The organism is Clavibacter lycopersici, assembly GCF_003576405.1.
Classification (GTDB): Bacteria; Actinomycetota; Actinomycetes; order Actinomycetales; family Microbacteriaceae; genus Clavibacter; species Clavibacter lycopersici.
In genome coordinates, this window is record NZ_QWGT01000311.1 from 1 (window position 1) to 2667 (window position 2667).

4 protein-coding genes are annotated in these 2667 nt (G+C 74.8%); 1 reads left to right on the forward strand and 3 read right to left on the reverse strand.

Annotated features, from left to right (window positions below; genetic code table 11):
- The 3 genes from DZG00_RS14380 to DZG00_RS14390 all read right to left on the reverse strand — a co-directional run.
- Nucleotides 1-470, reverse strand: a 470-nt coding sequence (locus tag DZG00_RS14380; protein ID WP_119455767.1) for a hypothetical protein, incomplete at its 3' end; no start/stop codon positions are given.
- A 120-nt stretch (nt 471-590) separates the two neighbouring features.
- Nucleotides 591-1010: a DUF4383 domain-containing protein gene (locus DZG00_RS14385; RefSeq protein WP_119381291.1), complete on the reverse strand. Its 420-nt coding sequence runs from the start codon at nt 1008-1010 to the stop codon at nt 591-593.
- Nucleotides 1011-1110: 100 nt separating this feature from the next.
- Nucleotides 1111-1761 carry a dienelactone hydrolase family protein gene (locus DZG00_RS14390; RefSeq protein WP_119381292.1) on the reverse strand — a complete coding sequence of 217 codons (651 nt, stop codon included), beginning with the start codon at nt 1759-1761 and terminating at the stop codon, nt 1111-1113.
- Nucleotides 1762-1816: 55 nt separating this feature from the next.
- Between DZG00_RS14390 and DZG00_RS14395 the strand changes: the two genes are divergently transcribed.
- Nucleotides 1817-2530 carry a DUF305 domain-containing protein gene (locus DZG00_RS14395; RefSeq protein ID WP_119381293.1) on the forward strand — a complete coding sequence of 238 codons (714 nt, stop codon included), beginning with the start codon at nt 1817-1819 and terminating at the stop codon, nt 2528-2530.
- The last annotated feature ends 137 nt before the right edge of the window (nt 2531-2667 follow it).

Here is a 2667-nt window from a genome sequence, read left to right on the forward strand (position 1 = left end):
GCGGATGCGACGGGGGCGGCGGCCGCGGACGGGCGCGCGGCGCCGGATCCGACGAGCGCGGCGTCGGCCGGGAACGTCGCCTCGACGGCCGTGCAGACGGCCTGGGCCTCGGACTCGGCGCGGGAGCGGAGGTGGCGGCCGACGACCGCGGCGACGACGAGGTCGAGCAGGGTCGCGGCGAGCATGGGGATCGCCGGCAGGTCGCTCGTGATCCCGGGGGCGGACATGACGACCGCTGCGGTCACGAGGAGCGCCCAGCCGGCGACCGGGACGAGCGCGCCGACGACGGCCCAGCCGGGCGCGGGCAGCCGGTCGGAGCGGAGGACCGCGATGGCCCAGGCGCCCTCGGCGACGCCGATGAGGAGGAGGGCCACCATGGCCGCGGGCGGGGATCCCGCGCCGACGGCCAGGTGGATGAGCGCGGCGCCCAGGGCGGCGAGGGCCAGCCAGTGGCGGATGAGCAGTGACACGTGCTGGTCCCTTCGTCGTCCCGGGCGCCGCGGGTGGTGCGGTGCTGCGTGCTGTCGTGCGGTGATGCGATCGTGCGGTGATGCGGACGCGCCAGGTGCAGCGGCGCGGCGGGGTGCTGCCTAGGCGGCGCGGGCGGCGCGGTTGCGGACGCCCTTCTCGGCGCCGAGGCCCACGATCAGCAGCACGACGGCGCTGCCGAGGTGCAGGAAGTGGTCCGCGGTGTTGAGCGCGAGGATGTTGAAGTCGGTGTTCACGAGGAAGAAGCCGACGATGCCGAGCGCGAGGTACGCGAACCCGACGGTGGAGTTCACGGCCTTGGCCGACGCGACGCTCGACAGGCCGCCGATGAGGAGGGCCGCGCCGATGAGGAGGTGGGCCACGTTGTGGAACGGGTTCACCATGAAGATCCCGAGCAGCAGGCCGCCGTCGGAGGAGAAGAAGCCCCCGCTCTGCGGCGGGAACAGGAAGCCGAGAAGGCCGACGAGGACGTAGACGGCGCCGAAGACGGTGCCGAGCAGGCGGTTCGGGGACGAGCTCATGATGGTGCCTCCACTGGTAGGGAAGAGCCGGGGATCTCCCAGGCTCCCTACATTCGTACCGCGTAAGCGCTCGGATTGGTTCCGATCCGGCACTGATCGGTCACGGGTTTCCGAGATGCTCGAGGAGGAACGCCTCCGTGCGGCGGTACGCGAGGGCCGCGGCGTCGGGGTCGACCCGGTCGCGGAGGCTCGCGTTGGGGAACACCGGGTACGTGCCGGGGTAGGTGTGCGCGGTGACAGGTGTGCCGTGCTCGCGCAGGCGGCCGATGAACGCCTCGGGTCGCTGGTCGTCGATCCACTCGTCGTGCTCGGCGAGGTGGAGGAGCACCGCGCACGGGATGACGCCGTGCTCCTGTGGCCCGAGGCTCGCGCAGTAGGCGACGACCGCGTCCGCCCCGCCGTCCTGCGCCTCGAGGAGCGCGAGCCACCCGCCGGGGGCGAAGCCGACGAGGCCCACGTGCTGGGATCCGCGGGCCCGCGCCGAGTCGATGCCGTCGCGGATCGTGCCGAGGGCGTACCCCACGTCGAGCTGCGCGGCGAGGCCCTCCGCGAGGGAGTCGTCGAGGGCGGCGCGGCCGTCGTAGAGGTCGGGCACGAGCACGTGGAAGCCCGCGCGGGCGAGGGCCAGGGCGTACTGGTCGAGCCAGGGGAGGCGTCCGTGGTCGTCGTGGACGAGCACGACGACGGGCCGACCGGGGTCCCCGAACTCGAGGGTGACGCCGGGGTGCGGCAGGTCGACGATCTCGGGCATGGGGAGAACCTACCGGCGGGCTGTCACGCGCCGCGCCGTGGAGGAGGATCGTCGCATGGGATACCGCAACCGCATCGCCGCCGCCACGACCGCCATCGTCCTCGCCGCCGCGCTCGCCGGCTGCTCCACGCCGCCGCGCACCCCGGAGGACGCCGCCAGCCCCAGCGCCGACGCGGCAGCGCCCTCCGAGACGGAGTCGCAGGGGTGGAACCGCGCCGACCTCTCCTTCGCCGAGGAGATGGGCGACCACGCCGCGGGATCCGTCGAGCTCGCCGTCGCCGCGCTCGAGGTGCGCGACCTGCCGCAGGAGGCCGAGGAGCTTGCCGTGCAGATCCGCGACGAGCAGGGCCCGCAGGCCAGGACGCTCGCGCAGCTCGCCGAGGAGTGGTCGGGCGAGGAGGGCGGATCCGGGGCGAACGGCACCGAGGACCGCGAGGAGGCGGGCGGCGCCTCGGCCAGCGGCGGATCGGAGGACGGCGGCGCCGACGGCACGGCGAGCGACGCCGCGTCCGAGGCCGACATCGAGGCCATGAGCGACACGGCGTTCGACTCCGAGCTGCAGGTGCTGAAGGCGGCGGCGGGCACGGATGCCGCCCGGCTGTTCCTGCAGGGCATGATCGCCCGCCACCAGGCCGCGATCGAGCTGGCCGACGGGGAGTCGCAGCTCGGCACATCGACCGAGGCGCTCGACCTCGCGGGCGCCATGTCGTCGGCGCAGGGCGACCAGCTCACGAAGATGCGCGCGCTGCTGGCGTCGTACGGGGGCTGATCCTCGGAGCGTGACGGAGGGCCCGGCGCGGATCGCGTCGGGCCCTCCGTCGTGCGCGGTGCGGTGCGGCGGCGTCGCGCCGCGGGTCAGGCGGCCGGGCGGAGGAACGCGGCGGCGGCGGCCGCGAGGTGGCCGGG